The 330-nt window shown below is 33.6% G+C and carries 1 protein-coding gene; it reads right to left on the reverse strand.

The genetic code is table 11. The features are described from left to right. Positions 1–330, reverse strand: a 330-nt coding sequence (locus tag CF599_RS19390) for a transposase (protein ID WP_143824850.1), incomplete at both ends; no start/stop codon positions are given.

Here is a 330-nt window from a genome sequence, read left to right on the forward strand (position 1 = left end):
AAAGAGGTTAAGTCTTATAAAAGCGACTAAATTTGATAGGTGCCACTTGAATTTTGACTGTGCTCTAAGAGCTTTTAGTATTAAAATGGTAATTAACGCTGTCCAAATTTGTATCATCACCGCGTTTTCAGATGTTCCTACAAAAGATTTGATATGCAGTAGTTGCTTTAAATCTCTAAAGAATATTTCTACCATCCATCTACTTTTATACAATTCACTTATAGTATTTGCTGTCCAAGTAAACTGATTGGTAATGAGTTCAATGACCTGATTATTTTGCTCATCCCACACTGCTACACGTCTTAATTTACTCGGATATATCTGCTGTGA

Origin of the sequence: Myroides sp. N17-2, assembly GCF_002286775.1 — a bacterium.
In the GTDB taxonomy this organism is placed as follows: domain Bacteria; phylum Bacteroidota; class Bacteroidia; order Flavobacteriales; family Flavobacteriaceae; genus Flavobacterium.